Origin of the sequence: Pyxidicoccus xibeiensis (assembly GCF_024198175.1) — a bacterium.
Lineage (GTDB): Bacteria > Myxococcota > Myxococcia > Myxococcales > Myxococcaceae > Myxococcus > Myxococcus xibeiensis.
Genome location: NZ_JAJVKV010000006.1, coordinates 20249 through 38337 on the forward strand (window position 1 = coordinate 20249; position 18089 = coordinate 38337).

12 protein-coding genes are annotated in these 18089 nt (G+C 71.6%); 5 read left to right on the forward strand and 7 right to left on the reverse strand.

Going from position 1 to position 18089, the window contains the following annotated elements; genetic code table 11:
- Positions 1 to 13 precede the first annotated feature (13 nt).
- The 3 genes from LXT23_RS26870 (at position 14) to LXT23_RS26880 (ending at position 5348) form a co-directional block, all read left to right on the forward strand.
- On the forward strand, positions 14 to 3436 hold the full coding sequence (locus tag LXT23_RS26870; RefSeq protein ID WP_253983169.1) for a hypothetical protein: 3423 nt from the start codon (positions 14 to 16) through the stop codon (positions 3434 to 3436).
- A gap of 185 nt (positions 3437 to 3621) precedes the next feature.
- On the forward strand, positions 3622 to 4512 hold the full coding sequence (locus LXT23_RS26875; protein ID WP_253983170.1) for an ATP-grasp domain-containing protein: 891 nt from the start codon (positions 3622 to 3624) through the stop codon (positions 4510 to 4512).
- An 83-nt stretch (positions 4513 to 4595) separates the two neighbouring features.
- The gene (locus LXT23_RS26880) at positions 4596 to 5348 is read left to right on the forward strand and encodes an SDR family oxidoreductase (protein WP_253983171.1); all 753 of its coding nucleotides are present in this window, start codon (positions 4596 to 4598) and stop codon (positions 5346 to 5348) included.
- A gap of 429 nt (positions 5349 to 5777) precedes the next feature.
- Here the strand turns inward: LXT23_RS26880 and LXT23_RS26885 are convergent, their stop codons facing one another.
- From LXT23_RS26885 to LXT23_RS26895, 3 genes are all read right to left on the reverse strand, one after another.
- The gene (locus LXT23_RS26885; protein WP_253983172.1) at positions 5778 to 8339 is read right to left on the reverse strand and encodes a DEAD/DEAH box helicase; all 2562 of its coding nucleotides are present in this window, start codon (positions 8337 to 8339) and stop codon (positions 5778 to 5780) included.
- 217 nt (positions 8340 to 8556) lie between these two features.
- On the reverse strand, positions 8557 to 9414 hold the full coding sequence (locus LXT23_RS26890; protein ID WP_253983173.1) for a spermidine synthase: 858 nt from the start codon (positions 9412 to 9414) through the stop codon (positions 8557 to 8559).
- Positions 9415 to 9661: 247 nt separating this feature from the next.
- The gene (locus LXT23_RS26895) at positions 9662 to 10297 is read right to left on the reverse strand and encodes a DJ-1/PfpI family protein (RefSeq protein ID WP_253983174.1); all 636 of its coding nucleotides are present in this window, start codon (positions 10295 to 10297) and stop codon (positions 9662 to 9664) included.
- A 79-nt stretch (positions 10298 to 10376) separates the two neighbouring features.
- Between LXT23_RS26895 and LXT23_RS26900 the strand changes: the two genes are divergently transcribed.
- Complete coding sequence (locus LXT23_RS26900) at positions 10377 to 11366, forward strand: GlxA family transcriptional regulator (RefSeq protein ID WP_253983175.1); 990 nt, start codon at positions 10377 to 10379, stop codon at positions 11364 to 11366.
- A gap of 4 nt (positions 11367 to 11370) precedes the next feature.
- Here LXT23_RS26900 and LXT23_RS26905 read toward each other — a convergent pair whose 3' ends face one another.
- Positions 11371 to 12804, reverse strand: coding sequence for an aldehyde dehydrogenase family protein (locus LXT23_RS26905; protein ID WP_253983176.1), 1434 nt, complete (start codon positions 12802 to 12804; stop codon positions 11371 to 11373).
- A gap of 33 nt (positions 12805 to 12837) precedes the next feature.
- On the reverse strand, positions 12838 to 14475 hold the full coding sequence (locus LXT23_RS26910; RefSeq protein WP_253983177.1) for an acetolactate synthase large subunit: 1638 nt from the start codon (positions 14473 to 14475) through the stop codon (positions 12838 to 12840).
- Positions 14476 to 14574: 99 nt separating this feature from the next.
- Between LXT23_RS26910 and LXT23_RS26915 the strand changes: the two genes are divergently transcribed.
- Positions 14575 to 15468, forward strand: a complete 894-nt coding sequence (locus tag LXT23_RS26915; RefSeq protein WP_253983178.1) for a LysR substrate-binding domain-containing protein — start codon at positions 14575 to 14577, stop codon at positions 15466 to 15468.
- Positions 15469 to 15486: 18 nt separating this feature from the next.
- Here the strand turns inward: LXT23_RS26915 and LXT23_RS26920 are convergent, their stop codons facing one another.
- Together LXT23_RS26920 and LXT23_RS26925 are read right to left on the reverse strand one after the other, a co-directional pair.
- Entirely contained in the window at positions 15487 to 17079 is a 1593-nt protein-coding gene (locus LXT23_RS26920) for a DUF1501 domain-containing protein (RefSeq protein ID WP_253983179.1), read from the reverse strand.
- A 7-nt stretch (positions 17080 to 17086) separates the two neighbouring features.
- Positions 17087 to 18088 (reverse strand): hypothetical protein, encoded by a 1002-nt coding sequence (locus tag LXT23_RS26925; RefSeq protein WP_253983180.1) that lies wholly within the window; start codon positions 18086 to 18088, stop codon positions 17087 to 17089.
- Position 18089: the final 1 nt, after the last annotated feature.

An 18089-nucleotide genomic window follows, 5' to 3' on the forward strand; every position in this document is an offset into this window, starting at 1 on the left:
GGAGATGTTCCCCTTGAGCCTGAAGAACCTGGCCCTGCTCGTCTTCACGGGCGCCCTCATCCTGAGCGGCTGCGGTGGCGGCTCCAAGCCCCCGCAGAACCCGCCGCCCACCCCGGTGGTGAAGAAGCTCGCCTTCGCGCAGGAGCCCGGCTTGCTGGCGGCCGGCGGCACCTTCTCCCCCACCGTCGCGGTCGCCGCGCTGGACGAGGCCGGCAACCGGGTGACGCAGCCCGTGTCCATCACGGTGGAGCTGGGCGTCAACATCCCGAATGGCACGCTCTCCGGCACCCGCACCGCCACCACGGTGGATGGCGTGGCGAGCTTCCCCGACCTGTCGCTCGACAAGGTCGGCTACGGCTTCACGCTGCTCGCCAGGGCGCAGGGCGTGGACTTCGTCACCAGCCGCCCGTTCGACGTGGGGCCGGGGCCGGCGAAGGGCCTGGTCTTCTTCAACCAGCCCACCCGCGAGGTCACCCACGAGCGCTTCGTCAGCGTGGTGAACGTGGGAATGGTGGACGCCCACGGCAACTACGTCCTGGACGGCACGGGCGAAATCACCCTGACCCTCAGCGGCGGCGCCACGCTGGTGGGAGTCACCACCGCCCGGACGGACGCGGGCAACGTCGGCTTCTCGGACCTCTCCGTGCACCAGGTCGGCACCTTCACCCTCATCGCCTCCAGCCCCTCGCTGGAGAGCGCCACGTCCGCGCCTGTGGAGATCATCCCGGGCCCTCCCAGGTACGCCGTCCTCCGGAGCCAGCCCGCCACCACCACGGCGGGCGAGCCGCTGGCGAAGGGCCTGGAGGTGGAGGTGCGTGACGAGTACGACAACCTGGTCACCCACTACACCGGTCCGGTGGTCGCGGAGCTCCTGGACCACCCCGTCGAGGAGACGCTGCGTGGCACCACCCGGGTCAACGCGGTGGCGGGCGTCGCCCGCTTCGATGACCTGTCGCTGACGAAGGCTGCCCAGGGCCGGCGCCTGCGCTTCTACAGCCCGAACTCCGAAGGTGCCACCTCCCAGCAGTTCGACATCCTGCCCGGGCCGGCCAGCGTCCTGGCCTTCACCACGCAGCCCTCCAACCTCGTGGCCGGCGCCGCCTTCACCCCCGCGGTGGCGGTGGACCTGCGCGACATCTACGGCAACCTGGCGACGACCACCGCCGCCGACGTCCAGCTCACCCTGGCCAACAACCCCTCGGGCGGCACACTGTCCGGGACGCTGACGGTGAGCGCTACGGGCGGCGTGGCCACCTTCCCGGGCGTGGCCCTGGGGAGGGTGGGCACGGGCTACACCCTCACCGCGAGCGGGGCGGGCCTCAGCGCCACCTCCGCCGCGTTCAACGTAACGGTGGGCGCCGCCAGCCGGCTCGCCTTCGACGCACAGCCTTCCAGCGTCGCGGCCGGCATCGCCATCGCCCCGGCGGTGACGGTGCGGGTCACCGACTCGCAGGGCAACACGGTGTCCACCCCCAGCGCGAGCGTCACCGTGGCCTTCGGCAACAACCCGGGCGTGGGCATCCTCAACGGCACCCGGACGGTGACGACGGTGAACGGCGTGGCCACCTTCTCCACCCTGTCCGTCACCCGGACGGGCGTGGGCTACACGCTGACGGCGGCGGCCACCGGCTTCCCCACCGTCACCAGCGCCGCGTTCAACGTGACGCCGGGCGCGGCCACCTCGCTGGCGTTCCACCGGAACCCGCCCAACGTGGTGACGGCCGGCGCGGCCATCACCCCGGACGTCCAGGTGAGCGTGCGCGACGGCTTCAACAACGTGGTGACGACCTCCACGGCATCCATCACGATTTCGATGTCCACCAACCCGGGCGGCTCCACGCTGGGTGGCACCCGCACTGTCGCGGCGGTGGACGGCGTGGCCAGCTTCCCGGGCCTGACGCTGAACCGGGTGGCCAACAACTACCGGTTCGCGGCGGCGTCGCCTGGCCTGACGGGCACCACCTCCGCCCTCTTCAACGTGACGGCGGGCCCCGCCAGCCAGCTGGCCTTCACCGCGCAGCCGGCGAGCGTCGTCTCGGGCGCCACTCTCGCCACCGTCCGGGTGACGGTGCAGGACGCCCTGGGCAACCCGGCCGCGACGACTGCCTCCACGGTGGCCCTGGCCCTGGGGAACAACCCGGGCAACGCCGCGCTAGGCGGCACGCTGTCCGCGACGACGGTCAGCGGCGTGGCCACCTTCTCCAACCTCACGCTGGACAAGGTGGGCACGGGCTACACGCTGGTGGCGTCCTCCGGCACCCTGCCCACGACCACCTCCACCGGCTTCAACGTGACGGCGGGCGCGGCCGCGCGGCTCGCCTTCACGGTGCAGCCAGGTGACACGCCCGCGGGCGTGGCCTTCAACCCGGCCGTGCAGGTGAGCGTGCAGGATGCGAATGGCAACCCGGTGACCTCCACCGCGAGCATCACCCTGGGCCTGGGCAACAACCCGGGCGGCGGCACGCTGGCGGGCACCACCGTCCTCGGCGCGACGGGCGGCGTGGCCACCTTCCCGGGCGTGTCCCTGGCGAGGGCCGGCACGGGCTACACCCTCACCGCCACCGCCACGGGGCTGGCCACCGCCACCAGCACGGCCTTCGCCGTCGCGCCGGGCGCGGGGACCCGGCTGGTCTTCACCGTCCAGCCCACGCGCGTCTTCGTCGGACAGGCCGTGAGCCCGGCGGTGCGGGTGGCGGTGCAGGACGCCTTCGGCAACGTCGCCACGGGCGCCTCGGACAGCATCACCGTGGCCCTGGGCAACAACCCCTCCAACGCCACGCTGGCGGGCACCCTCACCGCTCCGGCCTCCAGCGGCGTGGCGGCCTTCACGGACCTCGCGGTAGACGCGCAAGGCACGGGCTACACGCTCATCGCGAGCACGGAGGGCCTCACGGGCGCCACCAGCGCGGCTTTCGACGCGGTGGTCGCCGGCACCCGGCTCGTCTACACGGCGCCGGCCGCGAGCAGGCGCATTGCCCTGGTGCGCAACCCGGCCTCCACCGACACCTCTGTGGTGCTGGACCTGGTGGCCCAGGAGGCGCTCACGGGCTACTCGGTGGGCATGAACCTGCCGCTGGACGCGAGCCTCGTGCAGGCCGGGGCCAACGTCATGGTGCCGGGCACGGCGCTGCCCGCGGGCACGGCCCCCACCGCTGCCTTTGGCCGGCTGCCGTCGAGCGGTCCGCTGGCGGGCGTGCTCTCCAGCGGCCAGAGCCAGAAGGCGGCGGGCCCGGGCGCGGTGGCGGACGACTCGGCCATTCCGGCGGGCGCGGTCCTCTACACGGTGCAGCTGGAGCTGCGGCCCGGCGCCACGTCCGGCGTGGTGTTCGACGGCGCCGCGCTGGGGCCGAAGTTCAAGGCGCTGCTGCGCGACAAGCTCGGCACCGACGTGGTGGATGGCAGCGGGTTCGCCATCGGCCGGCTCGCGGTCGAGTAGCACGGCCTGAAAATACGCCCGCGTCAGGCTCCACCTGGCGCGGGCGTCAGGCTCCTGAAGAGGACGAGAGTTCCCGAGAGGCCTCGAGGTGGCGCAACGCTCGCGCCCGCTTCGGCCGTGTCAGGTCCCGTGCATGGCGGCGTCGGATGAGTCCGCCGTCGCCACCCCTGATGAAAGGCTCGTGGATGTCTCCTTCCCGGAACCCGCGTCGCACTCACGCCATCCTCTTCGGTCGCAACCCGCACCAGTCCGACACGTTCGACGTCGAGGCCGACGCAGCCGAGGCGCTCGGAGTCGACACGTACCAGGTCGACCTGTGGACGCTGCTCAACGGCAACGCGGCGCGGGCCCTGGCCGCCGTGCCCGACCGGGGCGAGCTCCGGCTGCTCTACCGCGGCTGGATGCTCACGGAGGAGGAGTACGGCGCGCTGGACGAGGCCGTCTCCGAGCTGGGGCACCAGCTGATGACGACACCGGAGCAGTACGCGGCGGCGCACTACCTCCCCAACTGGTACCCGCGCCTCGCCGCGTACACCGCGCGCTCCGTGTGGACGGAAGGGCCGGACGCGAAGGAGGCCTGGCATGCGGCCAGGGCGGCGCTCGGCCCCTCGCCGTGGATTGTGAAGGACCACGTGAAGTCGGCCAAGGAGCGCTGGGAGGAGGCCTGCTTCGTGCCGGCCGGCGCGACGCTCGACGACTTCGAGCGGACCTGCGCCAACCTGCTGGAGGCGCGCGGCGACCGCTTCGAGCGCGGCTTCGTGGTCCGCCGGTTCCTGCCGCTCAAGGCGTATGGGCGGACGCCGTCGGGGCCGGCCCACCTGGAGTATCGCCTCTTCTTCGGGCACGGCCGCCTGCTTGCCGCAGAGCCGTACCATGAGTTCGACGTGGAGGTGCCGGACTTCACCGCTTTCGAGGCGCTGGGCCGTCGCATCGACTCGGGGTTCTTCACCCTGGACGTCGCGATGCTGGAGGACGGCGGCTGGGCCGTGGTGGAGGTGAACGATGGCGGCGTGTCCGGCCTGCCTGCCAGCCTGGACCCTCGCGACCTCTTCGCCGCGCTCCTGCGGCTCCGGTAGGTCCGGGCCGCCCCAGGCGCTCCGAGAGGAGCCGGTTGGTACGCTTCTCCGGCGCAGACGCACTGCGCCGAAGAAGGAATGACATGTCGAAGCGATTGCTGAACAAGGTAGCGGTCATCACGGGTGGCAACAGCGGTATCGGGCTGGCGACGGCCCAGCTGTTCGTGGAGCAGGGCGCGAAGGTGGTCATCTTCGGGCGGGACGCGGCGACGCTGCGCACGGCGGGCGAGCACCTCGGCGCGGCGGCGCTGACCGTCCAGGGCGACGTCACCCGGATGGAAGACCTGGACCGGCTCTACGCGCGGACCGCGGAGACCTTCGGCAAGGTGGACGTGGTGTTCGCGAACGCGGGCGTGGCCCGGCTGAGGACGCTCGAGAACTCGGACGAGGCGTTCTTCGACGAGGTGATGGCCATCAACCTCAAGGGGACCTTCTTCACGGTGAAGAAGGCGCTGCCCCACCTCAACTCGAAGGCGTCCATCATCCTCAACACCTCGGTTGTGAACTCGCTCGGCATGCCGATGACGAGCGTGTACGCGGCCACCAAGGCCGCGGTGCGCTCGCTCGCGCGCAGCCTCTCCGCCGAGCTGGTGGACCGGGGCATCCGCGTCAACGCACTGAGCCCGGGCGGCATCCAGACGCCCATCGCCATGAAGATGGACAACACGCGCGAGGAGCTGATGGCCTATGGCCAACGGTTCATGGCGCGACTGCCCATGAAGCGGATGGGCGGAGCAGAAGAAGTGGCCCGCGCCGCACTGTTCCTCGCCTCGGAGGACTCGTCCTACGTCCTGGGCTCCGAGCTGGCGGTGGACGGCGGCATCACCCAGCTCTGACGGAATCCACGAAGCCATCCAACGCAGCGCGTATCTGAGAGACACACAAGATGGTGGAATGTGACCGCCACGGGCTCAGCTTTGGAAGCCGCTGTTGCGACCATGTTGCAACGGCTATCGACCACGCTCTGTCTCTAGCCGCGAAAGTATTCGAGGACGGGATGACAGATGTCCATCATCTATGCCCCAGGTGTGTCGAGCCGGTCGAAACATGGCTTTCTGAGTATCGACGAGGGGCCACACCAACGCTTGAGCCGGAGTACTCCACGACTGGCAGATGCTTTGACTGCATGTGTGAGTGGTATGAGGCTACCGGCTTAGGTGATCTCATCATTGTAGTGAAAGGTGCACGCGAAGACCGCCTGAAGATCGAGCAAGAGCGCGGCGCTTGAGCTGAAGTTCACGGTGTCCCCCCGGCATCGTGCTGACTTAGCGCCGGCCTCCATGGCCCCTGTCGCCCGCCTGCTCGAGCTCGTCGGGGGTCCATGGCAGTTCCAGCGCATCCTGCAGCTCGTAGAGGCTGTCAGCGCGGACGAAGCCGCGCCGGCCCCGGCTCACCCGGAAGCGCACCGGCCGGTCCAGCTCGGGAAGCTCCTCCTCCACGAGCGTGCGCGCCAGCTTCTCCGGCAGGTGGAGCCACACGAAGCCGTGCGGCTCCCCTTCCGGGTCCTCCTCCACGTCGTAGAACAGGCCCACGTCCTGCTCCCGCACGCTCACCGTGTCGGGCAGGGACAGGTACGGCTCGCGCACCTCGGGCGGCACCAGCGCCTCCAGGTCCAGCTCCAGCGGACGAGCCTGGAAGTCCTCCATCGACGACACGCCTTCCAGCGCGGCCTCATAGCGCGCGGTCAGCTCGGGCACCGTGAGCGCGGGCGTGCGGCCGCCGGAGCGGCGCCACACCTCGCGCACCTCGTCGACGAGCGGCTGGTTCCGGCGCACGGCCGGATGGTGCGCCTCCCCGCGCGCCAGGGCCTCCGCCAGAGCGTGCCGCGCGCGTCCGGCCAGCTCGGGCCCCCAGGCGTCGAGCACCTGCGCCTCGCGCTCCGGCTCGAAGCCGGAGTGCTCCAGGCGCCACTGAAGTACGAGTGAGCGCTGGAACGTGTCGTACGCGACCTCCGGGCCGCTCCGGCGCGCGTACTTCCGCAGCAGGTCGGCCGGCACCTGCGTGCCCTCGATGGAGGCGTGGATGGCGCCGGAGCGGTCGGCGAAGTAGCGAAGCGTCCCCGCCACCGCGCCCCAGCTGCCGCACACGCTCGTCTTCGCGACCTTCGCCGGCTCGCCGTCCGCCGTCAGCTCGTCCACCACCAGGTCGAAGGGCATGAAGCACGCGAGCAGGTCCGCGAAGCGCCGGTGCACCCCCTCGTCGGCGGGCGGCAGCTGCTCGGGCAGGTCCTTCCCCACGCTGCGGTAGACGCTCGCCATGGCCAGCGCCGCGTCCTCCACCGCCTTGACCAGCACCCCGCGCCGGTCGGCCCAGCGCCCCAGCGCCTCCGTGTCGAACAGGTGGCGAGGCAGCCCGTACACCTCTCCCACGAAGCCCGCCTCCCGGTATGCCTCGGCATACAGGCTGTAGGCGGTGAGGTGGTCACTCCCGGGGACGAGCACGCCCTCCAGGTCGCGCTCGTCGCGCGTCATGCGGTGCAGCGACTCGATGGCGCTGCACACGGCGAGGAAGGGCAGCAGCGCGTCCTCCGCGTTGACGATGAGCTCCGCCCACTCGCGCTCCACCGGCAGCGCTTCCACCGCCCGGCCGTACGCGGTGAGCCTTCCTTCCGCGTCCACGAGGTTGCGCGTCCGCAGCCGGTGGAGCACCTGCGCATAGGCAGCGCGGTCCAGCGGCACCGGCAGGTCCAGCGCGTCGGCCCGCACGCCCAGGGCGGCGGCGGTGAGCGCGACGCGCTCCGTGTCGCCCGCGAGCTGGAACTCTGGCGCCGTGGGCCGGAGGGCCGCGAAGTCGACGACCCGGTCGCTCAGGATGAAGACGCGTCCTCCTTCCACGCGGCCGTGGACGCGCCCGGCCATCTGGAGGAGCTCGTTGTTCCCCAGGTGGAGGCGCGTGAGCACGTTGCGCCCGCCCTCGATGAGGTTGGCGAAGCGCGTGTCGTCGATGACCACCGTGTCCAGCCCGGGCACGTTGAGGGCGCTCTGCCCCGCCGCCGTCATCGCCAGGAGGTACGGCCGGGGCTCCGTGCCCTCGAGGAAGGGCCGGATGACCCGGATGGGCTGTCCGCCGTGGTAGTGCACCGCGTGGATGCGCGGCCAGTGGGTGCGCACGTGCAGCGCGGCCTGCTCGACGGCCGCGCGCGTGGGGAGGAACAGGCCCACGCCGCGGCGGCCAGCCTGGACGTCGGTGAGGAACGTGTCATCGAGGAACGCGAGCGGCGCCCGCCGGTCGACGACGACGGTGGCCGCGCGGGCCGGGTCGAAGGCGGTGACCTCCAGCACGTCGGCGCTGTCCAGGTAGCGCACGTAGAAGGAGGGGTCCACGGTGGCCGACAGCCAGATGAACCGGCAGCCCACGCGCTTGCCGAGCGCGAGGCACAGCTCCAGCTCCGCCGACGTCTGGTGGATTTCGTCGATGACGAGCGTGTCGTGCGGCCGGATGTCCCCGTGCTGGAACCAGCGCCGGGCAATGCCTGTCGTGACGATGATGACGTCACAGGCGGCCGCCTCGGGCGTCGCCTCGCGCTCGCGGTTCACCACGCCCACCCGGAGCGGCGCGCCTCCCGTGCCAACCACCTCCTCCGCGATGGGCCGGATGGCGAGCGTCTTCCCCGTCCCGGTGCCGGCGACGATGCCGAAGCCCTTCCCAGACCGGGCCAGCTCCCGCAGGCGGGCGCCGTGGTGCCGTTCCAGCCAGGTGTCCAGGTGGACGCCCATGGCCAGCTCGATGGTCTCGCACGCCGCGCGCGTGGGGGCGATGACGATGACACGTCCACCCGGCGGCACTGCGGCCTCGGGGGGAAGGGAGCGGTCGAGAGGGGTACGCACGTCCGTAATCACGCACGGAGGGCGCTCGCGAGGAAGCCCGAATCCACCGGTGCTCGCGAGCCAGCGTCGCCTCGCGGACCCTCGCCGGTAGACGATGGAGGCTTCCCGACGGAGGCCCCAGCGAGGACGCCCGAATCCCGCCGTGCCCCAAGCCAGCGTCCCCCCCGCGGCCCCTCGATGGAGCGCGGTGGAGGCTTCCTGACGGACGGCGTGGGCGTCAGTCCTCCGGGTCCCTCAGCACGCGCGCGGCCGGCGGTGGCGCCCTGCCCTCGATGGCCGCACGGCGCACGGCCCGGTCCTCATACCTGCGGGCCATCATCGCGCGCAGGCTGAAGGGCACGCCGCGCTCCATTCGCTGGGCGCGGACCCGCAGCTCCGCGCGAGAGACCTTTCGGAGGTGCGTGAGCCCCACGAGGATGCGGTTGGCCGTCTCGCGCGCGTCAAAGGCATGGAGCTGCGCGAAGCTCGCCTGCCAGGTCTGGAGCATCGCGGGGAACAACGGGTTGGGCGCCCTGTGTACGTTGCTCACCACCGCCCCACCCGGAGCCAGCCGGGCCTGGGCCGCCAGCAGGAACTCCCGCGTCGTCAGCCGCGCGGGGACGCCTCGGGGACCGTAGGCGTCCAGGAGGATGACGTCATAGGCGGGGCCCGGTGCCTCGAGGAAGCGACGCCCGTCGGCCACGTGCGCATGGAGCTGGGAGTCCTCGCGGAAGCCGAAGTAGCGCCGCGCCACCTCGAGGACCTCCGCGTCGCTGTCCACCGCGTCGATGTGGGCCTGGGGCAGCACGGCGCGCAGGAACATGGGAATGGCGCCTCCGCCCACTCCCACCATCAGGATGCGCCGGGGCTCCTCGACGAAGGCCACCGCCGCGACCATCGCCTGCGTGTATTCGAGCTCCAGCCGCAGCGGGAAGCCCGGCCCCACCACGCTCTGGTACGAGCTGTCCCAGCCGAACTGGAGGTAGCGCCGTCCCAAGCGGTCCTCGCTCACGATGCACCGGCGGCCGCCGGGCCTGCCCACGTACAGCACCGTGCGCGGAGTGCCGAGCCAGCGCGAGACGCGCGACAGGAGCATCAGCGACCGCCGGGCTTCGCCGCCTGGACGCGGGCCTGCCCGCCTGGACACACCCGGGCGGAAGAGGACGGCCCTCCAGGGTGCCTCTCCCCACCAGGGTCCTCCTGCGCGCATCCACGTCACACGAGAACCTCTATCACCCGCCGCCACCGGGAGGGGCCTGTACCTGCGCCCCTCGCTCCGACTCCAGCCTCGCGAGGACCCGGGCGAGCCGCGCGCGCCGGAGGACCCCGTCCGGCGCCCTCCCCTACCCCGGCATGACCGAGGACAGCATGGCCCGGCTGGCCTCAATCACCTCGGGAGGCGCCACCTTCAGCGAGCCAGCGTTGTAGGGCGGCTCCGGGTCGTACTCGATGCCAAGCTGGATGCACTGGGCCACCATCGGTCCGACGGCCTTCCCCGCGAGGGCCAGTGCCATGTCGATGCCGGCGGACACCCCCGCGGCGGACACAGTCTTCCCATCGAACACCACCCGCTCCGCCACGGGCGTCGCACCAAAGGTGCGCAAGGCGTCCATTGCAATCCAGTGCGTCGTGGCGCGCTTGCCCTGGAGCAGCCCGGCCGCGCCCAGGATGAGCGAGCCGGTGCACACCGACGTCGTCCAGGTGGACGTCGCATCCAGCGCGCGCAGCCAGGCCTGCACCCTGGGGTCGGCCATCGTCTTCGAAGGGTCCGGGCTTCCGGGGACGACGACGATGTCCGCGCGCGTCACCTCTTCCAGGCGCTTGTCCGCATGGAGCTTCACGCCCAGGTCGGTGCGGATGGGGCCTGCCTCCACGGCGGCCAGGTGGAGGCGCACCTTCGGCAGCAGGCCGAGCACCTGGTACGGGCCGATGAAGTCCAGCGAGGTCATGTTGTCGTAGAGCAGGAACGCGATGTCCATGGTGAGGCTCCCCCAATCGAGTGTGGTGGAGGGAAGGCTACGCTTGCGGCCAGCTGGCAGCCCTGCCAATGATTTGACGATGTCTGCCAACCCGAGCCGATCGCCCCGACGCGTGGTGATTGTCGCCTTCCCCGAGGTGCAGCTCCTGGACATCGCGGGGCCCTCGTCGGTGTTCACCACGGCCACGAAGCTCGTGGGCCCGAAGAAGCCGGGCTACCACGTGGAGGTCGCGGCCCTGCGGCCCGGCCCCGTGGCGACGGAGGGCGGACTGCTCCTCCAGGCAACTGTGCCGCTCGCGCGGGTGCGCGGCGAGGTGGACACGCTGCTCGTCCCAGGGGGCATGATCACCATGAGCCCGGACTCGGAGCTGGCGCTCTCCCCCCACCTGCGCCGCCTGGCCGGCCGCTGCCGGCGGGTGGCGTCCGTCTGCACGGGCAGCTTCCTGCTCGCGCGGGCGGGCCTCCTGGAGGGCAAGCGCGCCACCACCCACTGGCTGGCCTGCGACGCGCTGAAGGAGCAGCACCCCGGCTGCGAGGTGCAGGGCGACCAGATCTACCTCCGGGACGGGCGCATCTGGACGTCGGCTGGAGTCACCAGCGGCATCGACCTGGCGCTCGCGCTCGTGGAGGAGGACCTGGGCCGCAACGTCGCCCGGCAGGTGGCGCGGCTGCTGGTGGTGTATCTCCGCCGGCCAGGCGGGCAGAGCCAGTTCAGCGTGCAGATGGCCTCGCAGTGGGCCTCGCGCGCCCCCATCCGCGACGTGCAGGAGTGGCTGCCGGAGCACCTCCAGGAAGACCTGTCCGTGGAGAAGCTCGCACGGCGCGCGGCGATGAGCCCGCGCAACTTCGCCCGGGCCTTCCGTGATCAGGTGGGCGTGACACCCGCCCGCTACGTCGAGCGGATGCGCCTGGAGGCCGCGCGCGCCTCGCTGGAGTCGACGCAGCAGACGGTGAAGGAGATCGCCACCGAGGTGGGCTTCGGCACCCTGGAGACCATGCACCGCGTCTTCAAGCGGGCGCTCGGGGTGACCCCGGCCGACTACCGGGGTCGCTTCGCCGCCCAGGCCTGAGGCGTCACTCCTGCCGCAGCACCAGCAGCCGCACCTCGGTCATGTCCTCGATGGCGTACTTCACCCCCTCGCGTCCCAGCCCCGAGCCCTTCACGCCGCCGTAGGGCATGGTGTCGACGCGGAAGCTGGGCACGTCGCCGACGATGACGCCGCCGACCTCCAGCTCGTCCCACGCCCGCATCGCCTTCGACAGGTCCTGCGTGAAGATGCCGGCCTGCAGTCCGTAGCGGCTCGCATTCACCCGCTGCAGCGCCTCGTCGAAGGTGCGGAACGACTGGAGCAGCACCACGGGCCCGAAGGCCTCCTCCGCGCACAGCGGCGCGTCCTCGGGGACGCCCTCCAGCACGGTGGCCTCCAGCAGCGCGCCCTTCCGCCCTCCGCCCGTCAGCACCCGCGCGCCCCGCGCCACCGCGTCCTGGATCCACCCCTCCAGTCGCCGCGCGGCGGGCTCGTCAATCATGGGGCCGAGCGTCGTCGCCTCGTCCCTCGGGTCTCCCGCGCGCAGCGCCCGCGCCCGGTTGACAATCCGCTCGCGCAGCGCCCCGTACAGCTCCTCGTGCACGAGCACGCGCTGCACGGAGATGCAGCTCTGCCCCGCCTGGAAGAAGGCGCCGTGGGCGATGCGGTCGGCGACGAGGTCCAGGCGCTCGGCCTGGTCCCGGTCCACCACGCAGGCCGCGTTGCCGCCCAGCTCCAGCACCACCTTCTTGCGGCCGGCGCGGGCCTTCAGGTCCCACCCCACCTTCTCCGAGCCGGTGAACGACAGCAGCTTCAGCCGCTCGTCCTCGATGAAGGGCCCCACGTCCTCCAGGCGCGTGGGGAGGACGGAGAAGGCGCCCTCGGGCAGGTCCGTCTCCGCGAGCACCTCCGCCATCAGCAGCGCGCTCACCGGCGTGCGGTCCGACGGCTTGAGCACGAACGGGCAGCCCGCGGCGATGGCGGGCGCCACCTTGTGCGCCACCAGGTTGAGCGGGAAGTTGAAGGGCGTGATGAGGGACACCGGCCCCACGGGCACCCGCTGCGTGAAGCCCCGGTAGCCCGCCGTGCGCTTCGACACCTCCAGGTTCAGCACCTCGCCGCCGTCGCCCACCGCCTCGCGGGCCGCCGCCTTGAACGTCTCGATGAGGCGGACGACCTCCCCCCGCGCGTCACGCAGCGGCTTGCCCGCCTCCAGGCACAGCGCGAGCGCCAGCTCCTCCGCGCGCTCCTGGAAGCGGCGCACGCAGTGCTCCAGCACGGCCTGCCGCGCGTACGGCGGCATGCGGCGCATCGGGCCGGCGGCCCGCGTCGCGGCGGCGATGCCCTCCTCCACCGCGGCCGCGTCCGCGACCGCCACGCGCGCCACCACCTCTCCGGAGTACTTGTTCGTCACGGCCAGCTCGGCGTTGGGCTGCCGCGCGCGGTTGGCCAGGTAGTACGGGTAGCGTTCAGCCAGCATGACGTTCCTCCCCTGCTCTCGTGTGTCCATGGTTCAGCGCCCCACGCCTTCCTCGGCGCCCGCCAGGAGCGCGTGCGCGTTGCCCGAGTAGTCGATGGGCAGGTCGATGACGTGCACGCCGCCCGACTCCAGGCAGCGCGCCAGCGTGGTTCCGAACTCCGCCGCGCTCGCCGGGCGGTGGCCCTGCGCGCCGTACGCCTCCGCATAGCGGACGAAGTCCGGATTGCCCAGCGTCATGCCGAAGTCCGGCAGGCCCATCTCCCCCTGCTTCCAGCGAATCATCCCATAGCCGTCGTCACGCACGACGACCACTGTCAGGTCCAGCCGCAGGCGCACCGCCGTCTCCAGCTCCTGCGAGTTCATCATGAAGCCCCCGTCGCCGCAGACGGAGAGCACCTTGCGCCGGGGGTGGACCAGCTTCGCCGCGATGGCGGACGGCAACCCCGCGCCCATCGTCGCGAGCGCGTTGTCCAGCAGCAGCGTGTTGGGCCGGCGGCACCGGTAGTAGCGGGCGAACCAGAGCTTGTACATGCCGTTGTCCAGGCACACGACGCCGTCGTCGGGCATCGCGCGGCGCACCTCCGCCACGAGCCGCGCGGGGTGGATGGGGAAGCGGTCTTCCGCCGAGCCCTGGGCCAGCTGCGCCTCCAGCCCCGAGCGGGCCCGCTCGAACGGCGCGAAGTCCCAGTGTGTGCGCGGGCCCACGCCCTCCGCGATGCGCCAGACCGCATTGGCAATGTCCCCCGTCACCTCCACCTGCGGGAAGTAGACGGGGTCCACCTCGGCCGACGAGAAGTTCAGATGGACCACCTTGCGGCGGTGGTCCCGCATGACGAACGGCGGCTTCTCGATGACGTCGTGGCCCACGTTGATGATGCAGTCCGAGGCCTCGATGGCCCGGTGGACGTAGTCGCCGTCGGACATCGCCGCCGTGCCCATCCAGAGCGGGTGGGACTCGTCCACCACGCCCTTGCCCATCTGGGTGCTGAAGAACGGGATGCCCAGCCGGTCCACGAAGACGCGCAGCAGCTCCGACGTGAGCTTGCGGTTGGCGCCCGCGCCAATCATCAGCAGCGGCCGGCGGGCGGAGGCGATGGTCTCCACCGCCAGCGCGATGGAGGCCTCGTCGGCCACGGGCCTGCGGTGGGTGCCGGGCGTCAGGGGCTCGCCCGTGGTGCTCTCCCGCGCGATGTCCTCGGGCAGCTCCAGGTGCGTCGCGCCAGGGCGCTCCTGTTCCGCGATGCGGAACGCCTCGCGCACCGCCGAGGGGATGTGGTCCGCGGAGACGAGCGTGCGGGTGGACTTGGTGATGGGGCGCATCATCCCCACCACGTCGATGATTTGAAAGTGCCCCTGCTTGCCCGCCTTGATGGGCTTCTGCCCCGTAATCATCACCATGGGCATGCCGCCGAGCTGCGCGTAGGCCGCGGCGGTGACGAGGTTGGTGGCCCCGGGCCCCAGCGTCGCGAGGCACACGCCCGCCCGCCCGGTGAGCCGGCCATACGTGGCCGCCATGAAGCCCGCCGCCTGCTCGTGGCGGGTGACGACGAAGCGCACGCTCGAGCCGCGCATCGACTCCAGCAGGTCCAGGTTCTCCTCACCCGGGAGTCCGAAGACGCAGCGCACGCCCTCCGCTTCGAGCGCTTTGACGAACAGGTCCGATGCCTTCATGGGGTCCTTCCTCCGTGATGGGCAAGATGTACGAGCGGGGCTCGATTCGTACATTCGTTTGTTCCCATCGAGTCGATAGGCACCATCTATGATGGCCGGATGGAGCTCCGTCACCTCCGCTACTTCACCGCCGTCGCCGACACGCGGCACTTCGGGCGTGCCGCGCGGCGCGTCCACGTGTCGCAGCCCACGCTGTCGCAGCAGATCCGCCAGCTGGAGGAGGAGCTGGGCACGCCCCTCTTCGAGCGCGCGCGCACCGGGGTGCGGCTGACACAGGCGGGAGAGCTGTTCCGCACCTACGCGTCACGCGCGCTGGAGGACGTGAATGCCGGGCAGGCGGCGGTGGGGGCGCTGCGGGGGCTCGCCACCGGAGCGCTGCGCGTGGGCTACCCACCCAGCATGCGCGGCGTGGTGGTGCCCGCGCTGGCGGCGGTGCTGCGCAAGCACCCGGGGCTCGCGCTGAGCGCGGAGGAGGCGGTGGTGCGGAGGCTGGAGCGACGGCTGGCGGACGGCAAGGTGGACGTGGCGCTGGCCTATGCGCCAGCGCGCTCGCCGGACCTGGACGCGGAGCCCGTCTTCGACAGCCGGCTCGCGCTCGTCGTCGCGAAGGGGCACGCCCTGGCGGGAGCCGAGTCCGTGGGGGCGAAGCAGCTGGTGGACGAGCCCTTCGCGCTGCTGTCACGCGGGCTGCGGGTGCGCTCGCGCGTGGACGCCTACTTCGCCGCCATGCGGCTGGCGCCCCACATCGCGCTCGAGTCGAACGCGGTGGGCACCGTGCTCGCCATCGTACGCGCGGGGCTCGCCGTCACGGTGCTGCCGGAGCCACGCCTCGCGGACGCCGAGCGCCTGGTGGTGAAGCGGCTGTCCCCGGCGCCGCGCTCGGAGCTCGCGGCGCTCCTCTGGCGCAAGGGAGCGCCCCGCTCGCCCGCGGCGGAGCTGTTCGCGGCCGAGGTGCGCTCACGGGCACGGGCTCCGGGAGAGCCCGCCCCGTGAGTCGGTGGCGCCGCGCGCTCAGCCCCTCACGACACCGTCATAGACGCCGTAGCCACCGGGGATGAAGAAGTCCTTGCCCGGCTCCAGGCCGAAGGCGTGCAGGACGGTGGCCGCGATGTCCTGCGAGCGCGGCGCCCGCATCACCCGCTCCCCGGACTCCTCCACCAGCGCCACCGGGGCGCCCATGGGAGAGCCGTTCATCGTCTCGTCGTATCCGCCGAGCATCTGGTTCCCCTGGATGCCTCCGCCCACGAGGATGGCGCAGGTCGCGGGGTGGTGGTCGCTCCCCTGCTTCGGGAAGGTCCGCCCGAAGTCGCTGTAGACGTAGACCAGCGTCTCGTCCAGCAGCGACCGGGACGGGTCGCTCCGGCTCGGCGTCAGGCTCATCTCGAGGCACATCCGCCCGACCTGCTCGAACGCGATGCGCAGGTGGTTGGTGTGTATCTGCGGCCCGTTCGCGCTGTGCGAGTCGAAGGTGTTGTTGGCGAAGCTGGAGGCCCGCAGGTTCACCGACGTCACCAGGTCGGACTTCAGCAACTGCAGCGCGAAGGAATACGCGCCCATCGACGCGCCCGTGCCGCAGGCGTCGGCGGAGCCGATGCACGCCGTCCAGTTCTCGGGATAGTCCGGGTCGGCCTCGAGCTTCTCCCAGGACGGCGTAGTGGCCAGCACCGAGAGGATGTCCCGGCGGAGGGTCCTGCTCGCGCCCTTGTAGGTGTCGTAGAGCTGTTCGAGCATCGCGTCCGTGCCGCTGCTGGACACGCCGCGCACCTCGCGCATCGCCGTCAGCAGCGCCGCATCCACTGCGGTCGCGGGCACCGTGCCAGCGAGCGCCGCGCCGTCGAAGGCGACATCCGGCACGTCGCTCCGGGTGCGGAGCCCCTTCCAGGCGCTGTCGCGCTTTTCGGACAGCGTCGGCTCCACCGAGGCCGCGGAGAGCAGCACCGTGGGGTTCGCCAGCGCGGGCAGCCCGAACGCGCCCGGCAGCGTGCCGCCCAGGCTGACATTGGGGATGGGCCGGTCCGGGAAGCGCCGGGACAGCGCGTTGGCGATGACCGCATGCACCGAGGGGGCGCGGAAGTTCGAGCCCGCCACGCCGCACATGCTCGCGATGATGCCGCTGGTGTGCGCGGCCGTGTTCTGGTCCGCGCCTACCAGCAGCGCGGCCTTGTCGAAGAGCCGGTACGCGGGGTCCGCCCACGCATAGCCCCAGGGCCGGTAGTTCTGCTGGTTCCCCGAAGCGGGGTTCAACCCGGTCCTGTCCGCCGGGTTCGCCCAGTTCCAGAAGATGGGTCCGCGCAGCTTGCGCACGGGACCGGGCGCATCCAGGTCCGCTGGCGAGCGGTCGAAGTTCTCCACCTGCTCGGGCAGGTAGCCAAAGGGGATGAGCCCGCCCTTCGGTGTCGGGATGAACTTGTTGATGCCCGCGCGGGTCAGCGGCGAGAAGAAGGTCTCCCAGTGGAGCCCTCCATCCAGCCAGATGCCCAGGAGCTTGGTGGGCCGCCCCGAGGCCGCCTGCGCCGACGCCACCGGCAACCCGAAGCGCGTCAGGAGCCCGACTTGAGCGGCCCCGAGGGCCAGCTCGAACAGCTTGCGACGAGTGAGCTTCATGGGGGCCTCAGTAGAAGATCCAGTACGGGTGGCGGATGAAGTACGAGCACACGCCCACGTAGGCCGGCTCGGTGTCGGTGGGCGTCGCGAGCGGCACGAAGACGCCCGCGTACAGCGCGTCCACCTGCGCGTCGGTGAACCGCTCGCCCAGGAAGTGCAGCGACCACCGCCGCAGCGTGGCCTTGACGTCCTCGGGGTTGGCGGTGCGCGGCGTGCCGGTGGGGAACAGCACCGTGTTCCCCGGCTTGGCCAGCGCGCGGCGGCACCACCGCTGGGAGACCTGCGTCAGCGTGAGCACGAACGTCGGCGACGGGCTCCGGTCATGGGACACCTGGTTGATGACGGAGCCGCCGCCCAGCGCGTGGTAGCGCTCGCCGGAGATGTTCTGCCGCGGCATCGGCAGGGCGTCCGGCGGCTGCAGCGGGTAGTTGTCGTCCCCTCGCGACTCGGCCATCGGAATGCCGAACTCGTTCGCCGAGCTGAAGTAGTCGTCATGGCCCAGCCCCAGCTGCTGGTAGAGCGCCCGTTGAATCTGGGTGGCGCTCATGCGGGTGATGCGCGGCGCATCGGGGTTCGGGCGCGGGTCCCGCTGCTGCGCCGCGAGGCCCTGGACCCAGGCACGGATGTCGGCCACCGACAGCGTCGCCGTGCCCTCGGTGACGAGCTGGGCATAGGACTTCTGGCCGATGGGCATCTGCTTGAAGGCGCCGGTGCCCCGGCCCTCCAGCAGGCGCACCAGCTCACTCTCGTCCGGACTGCCCGGCTTCACCATCCGGGCGTCGGACACCAGCAGGGCCTGGAAGGCCTCGGTGGAGGCGAAGTAGCCGCGAGCCCCCTGCGAGTGACAGCCCTCGCAGTGGGGCCTGAGGCCCTCCATGACGCGCACGGTCTCCGAGGTGGCCGGCGTGGAGCACGCGGCCTGCCCCTGGGCGCGGAGCGCGGACGGAGTGCCTTCCCCGCTGCATGCGAGCACCCCTGACAACACGAGGAGGAACGAGAAGCGGTTCATG